A 4,927-nucleotide genomic window follows, 5' to 3' on the forward strand; every position below is an offset into this window, starting at 1 on the left:
TGAAAATTACTATTTATTTCGGAAGTCATGAAGATCAAGATGTTCGTACTATGGACTGTCATTTAGATGTAGAAGATACAGAAGAGATTGTTTCTGTATCATAATATAAATTGTAGGGATGAACCCTCTTCCCTACAGCGTTTAAGGCACCCTTTACAGGTGTCTTTTTTGTTGTTTTTTCGTCAAAAACCCTTTACTTTATAGCGTTTTAATAGTAAAATATAAATATACGAACAAACGTTCTTTTTATTTTAATTGTACATGAAGGGATGATTTTAACAATGGCTCCATTAAAGCGCAGAGGAAGAAAAAAGCAAGCACCTATTATTTCAAATACAGGCTTTATCGGCTCTGTCTTTATTGATACATTGGAGTTACAAAAGAAATCCTATTATTTCGCTCGTAAAAAACTTCAAATTGTTCATCACGTACTTGATGGCCTCTCTGGGGCAACAAGTTCTCTATTTAAAGAACATAACATTTCAGCATACATGTCATGTGTGTATTTACATAAACAAAAGAAAATCGGCTTTGTTCTTTCAACGAAACCATTTGAACAAAGTGATGGTATTGCTTATTTTGTAAATTATTTAATCGAAAAGAATTTTTATGGTAATGATGAAGAAGTAGAATATCAAGAAGTATTTAATACAGGTTTTATTGGTGTAGTATTCGCTGATTTATGTAGTATAGATCGCTTTAATTTCGAGTTTGAAATGGGTATGTTAACGAAATTAATGAAAGATATGATTATTCCGGTTAAAGAACTCTTTTTACGCCACAATGTACCGGCTTACATCTCCACTTCTCATTTAGAAGAACAAAACAAATTAGGTTTCGTTTTATCTGTAAAACCGTATGATGAACGTGCAGAAGCAGATTTATATTTTGAAGCGTATTTAAAAGAGCGCGGGTTATTTATTGGTGATGAAGAAGATGATATTGATAAGATTGTTATTAGAAAAACAGCTGAATTACGATAGAAAAGCGCAGGATGCTGATCCTGCGCTTTTTAAGTTACGTTAAACACTATAATCTTTTGAATGAATTTCTAAATTTAACTTATTTGCTAAAATTTTATTCAAAGTAAAAAATACAACCCCTCCTGCAATGGGAAGCGTGTAGGCTGGAATGAAATTTAATAACAGTCCTGATATTGCAAGTGCTATTGGCTGCATTATTTTACCTAAGCTTAATCCAATACTAAGAACTCTTCCTCTATATTCTTCAGGAATCTCATTTTGCATGAAATACATTAAAGGAATATCAATTTGTGCTATCATAAATCCTAAAAAGAACATAATCATGCAATACGTAGTAACATATACCAAATTATTTACTACAATAGGTTTAAATAAAACAGGTATTCCTGAAACTATCATAAAAATTGCCAACATAAAACTTATTTTTTTCAATAGATAAGAATAAGAAAAACAATCAGTTATCTTTTTTACTAATATTGCACCAACTATCATACCTATCGGAAAAGTCCCTTGAATCATACCAAATTGCTTAGAATTAAGATTGAGAACTGTGTTAATAATGTATGGCAACGGAACGGTTACAGCAAAGCCTAAAAAGAAATTAAGAGAAATTAAAATACTAAAAGTATTTTTTAAGCTTTTCCGCTCCAATAAGTAAGAGTATCCCTCCTTTATATCTTCAATAAAATTAATTTCTCTAATTGAACATTCCTCATTTATGTTTTGCTCAAACAATTTAAAGTTAATAAACAATATAGAAATAGCCGAAAGGATAAATGAAATACCATTTATAATTATAAAAATTTTAATAACAAAGACTGCAAAAACAATCCCCCCTAACATAGGCCCTAAAATTAAAGATATAGAATCGATAATTTTACTTATAGAATTAATACTCATTAACCGTTCTTTAGTAACCATATTCGGTTTTACGGCCTCTAATCCTATTCCAAAAAACGTTGTAAATACTGTCATAAGAAAGGTAGTAGTATAAATAATGAATAAGTTTAATCCATAATAGTTGCTTAATATATAAACAGTTATTAATAAGCACCCGCTTAGTACATCCATGCAAACGACGAGTTTCTTTTTATCAACCTTATCAGCAATGACACCAGCAAATGGATTCATAACAATCATTGGAATCGTTCCTAATATGAGCGTAATCGCAAAATGTAACGCAGATCCAGTTATTTGTAAAACATACAATCCTAATGCAAAACTATAAATTGAGCTACCGAATAGTGATACTGTTTTTGCAATTGAATATAAACAAATATTTCTTAGTTCTTGGTTTCTTTTTTTATTTTCTATATGTAATCGTAAACTTCCCATCACTTTTCCCCCACTTTTCTTTGTATTACATAAAGTGTAAATTCTCGGGTTAACCCAATATCAATACACTGTGTTTAAAAATTACTACAAAGAAATGAAAAAAGATGGGGTTAACCCCGTGCACATCAACTGAAGATATTAGTGCCTCCTACAACGATAAAAAATAAAATGATTAATAAGATCACATGTACAAATGCAAATTTTTTATTGAAATCTAAAAAATAATATGGTATCTTCTATTACGTTGATTAATTACATATGAGAATCATGTATAACTCCAAGAATATGGCTTGGGGGTCTCTACCAGGAACCAACAACTCCTGACTACAAAATGCGTCTTTTAGCGTTTGTAGTCAGGAGTTTTTTTGTTCTACGGTAAATAATGCAGAGAAGGGAATATAAAAAATGAATTTCAAAGTATTTATATTAGCTTTAGCAACGATAGCGGTAGGTCTTGTAGAGCTTATCGTTGGAGGAATATTGCCAGACATCGCTAAAGATTTTAATGTTTCATTAAGTTCTGCTGGTCAATTAATTACAATTTTCGCCTTTACTTATGCAATAGCAGGTCCTGTATTATTGATTTTCACAAGTAAAGTGGAAAGAAAAAAATTATATATTATTTCACTTTACATTTTTCTAATTGGTAATCTACTTACTTATTTTAGTCCGAACTTTACTTTTATGATGATAGCAAGAATTTTAACTGCTATGAGTACTGCTTTAGTTGTAGTACTTTCCCTAACAATTGCAGCTAAAATTGTTAATCCCGCTTATCGAGCAAAAGCATTAGGATTAATTTATATGGGCATTAGCTCTTCACTTGTACTAGGAGTACCACTAGGCATATTAATTTCAAACACATTTGGCTGGAGAATTATTTTTTTATGTATAGCTATTTTATCATTGGGGTCTATTATCTTAATTTCAGTATTTTTAGATAAAATACCTGGAGAGGAAAACCGAACTCCTTTATCTATCCAATTAAAGGCCGTTTGTAGTCTTAAACTAGGATCTGCCCATCTAGCTACCATGTTTATGTTAGCAGGACACTATACTCTATATGCTTATTTTACTCCTTTTTTAGAAAATAAGTTTCACCTAAGCCCTTATTGGATTAGCATATTTTATTTAGTGTTTGGTATAGCTGCAGTAAGTGGCGGTGCGTTTGGCGGTGTATTATCAGATAAAATAGGCGCTCAAAAAAGTATTTTGATAGTTATTACTCTATTTGCTCTAATCTTATTTATATTACCGTTTACTGCAGTTTCTATTATCCTATTTATTCCTGTTATGATAGTTTGGGCTGCATTGAGTTGGGGGCTTGCACCACCTCAACAAAGTTATTTAATCCAAACTGCCCCGGATACGTCAGATATACAGCAAAGTTTTAATAATTCAGCCCTACAAATAGGAATTTCACTCGGCTCTGCAGTTGGAGGTATAGCTTTAAAACAAGTACATAATGTCGCCAATATGGCCTGGGTTGGTGGATCTTTAGTTTTATTATCTTTAGGTTTGGCTATCTTTTCTCTTACTAGACATACACCGACAAGAGACTGTCCAGTGAGTGCTAAACATTTAGATTAACATTCTCTTTTTCTTTTCATCGTAAAAAGTATAGATAGGAATCGTCATAAATAGTCCCGTTATAAAAACGGACTTTTTATGACGGGGTTAACCCCATCTTTTTCCGAAAAATGAATATGTATAAATTTCTTCTCCTTGAACAAAGAAATCCTCGTACTTTCCCCCTCGTATCAAATAATTTGAAGTACTTTCATCAATCGATTGAAACTGTAGATTTTGGATTTCTTTCGTTACTTTTGAAAGTGAAAAATTTGCTCGAAAGTTATTTGTAATTTGACTATTTGAGCTGAAATTTTTAAATAAAATAAATAAACTTAATAAATAACAATCAGATTTAAAAAGTGGATTTAATTCGTGAAGTAAAAAATTCTCATGCTCAAAACTATAATTGCTCGTACCAGAGTGATCAATTACAATATCAACAGACTGATTTTGAATAGGGATGTTCAAAAAATCAGCACAAATAAAGAGAATGTTTCTTTTAGGATTTTTTCTCGCTAATACATCTTTTAAAAATAAAAGTTTATCTAAATCTCGATCCACTGCAATGTATAGGCAATCTTCTGGTAGTTCTTCACAAATATTTCTCAAAAAGAATCCGAGTCCCGATCCTATATCTAGTATTAATTTGTTATTTAAATCTAAATGTAATAGTTTCTTTTTCGCCCATTCCCCTTCTCTATGCATATTTTCCAAATAAGCATTATCAGTTTCATGAATATAATCCGCAATAGTATCATCAAGTGACGTCCGCTCATTTGCTTTAAATAATTTACCAGCAATTACAATTCCTGAAGTAATCATGTATTCTTCACCACAATTACAAATTAACTTCCCCTCTGTAATTTGATTGTTAGTAATAATTCCATCGTGAAGAATTAATTTTTTGCTACACTTAGAACATGCGAGTAAATGTAGTACACTTAAATCTATCCCTATAATTGAATTAGAAGTTTCATTTATTAATAATAAATCATGTAATACTCCCTTTAATTTATCCCGTTTCTTCTCCAAAAGTT

Annotated in this window: 4 protein-coding genes and 1 riboswitch; of the genes, 2 read left to right on the plus strand and 2 right to left on the minus strand. The window is 30.9% G+C overall.

Annotation, left to right across the window (positions count from 1 at the left end):
• The first annotated feature begins 269 nt into the window (after positions 1 to 269).
• Complete coding sequence (locus tag ACQGSG_RS26550) at positions 270 to 983, plus strand: hypothetical protein (RefSeq protein WP_058839778.1); 714 nt, start codon at positions 270 to 272, stop codon at positions 981 to 983.
• A 39-nt stretch (positions 984 to 1,022) separates the two neighbouring features.
• Here ACQGSG_RS26550 and ACQGSG_RS26555 read toward each other — a convergent pair whose 3' ends face one another.
• Entirely contained in the window at positions 1,023 to 2,318 is a 1,296-nt protein-coding gene (locus ACQGSG_RS26555) for an MFS transporter (RefSeq protein WP_426948417.1), read from the minus strand.
• Between the two features lie 247 nt (positions 2,319 to 2,565).
• A riboswitch (purine riboswitch) is annotated at positions 2,566 to 2,665 on the plus strand.
• Positions 2,666 to 2,723: 58 nt separating this feature from the next.
• Here ACQGSG_RS26555 and ACQGSG_RS26560 point away from each other — a divergent pair.
• Entirely contained in the window at positions 2,724 to 3,908 is a 1,185-nt protein-coding gene (locus ACQGSG_RS26560) for an MFS transporter (protein WP_001009821.1), read from the plus strand.
• An 87-nt stretch (positions 3,909 to 3,995) separates the two neighbouring features.
• Here ACQGSG_RS26560 and ACQGSG_RS26565 read toward each other — a convergent pair.
• The coding region (locus tag ACQGSG_RS26565) for a class I SAM-dependent methyltransferase (RefSeq protein ID WP_426948420.1) at positions 3,996 to 4,927 on the minus strand (932 nt) is incomplete at its 5' end.

This window comes from Bacillus sp. GMa5/1 (genome assembly GCF_050172015.1).
Lineage (GTDB): Bacteria > Bacillota > Bacilli > Bacillales > Bacillaceae_G > Bacillus_A > Bacillus_A cereus.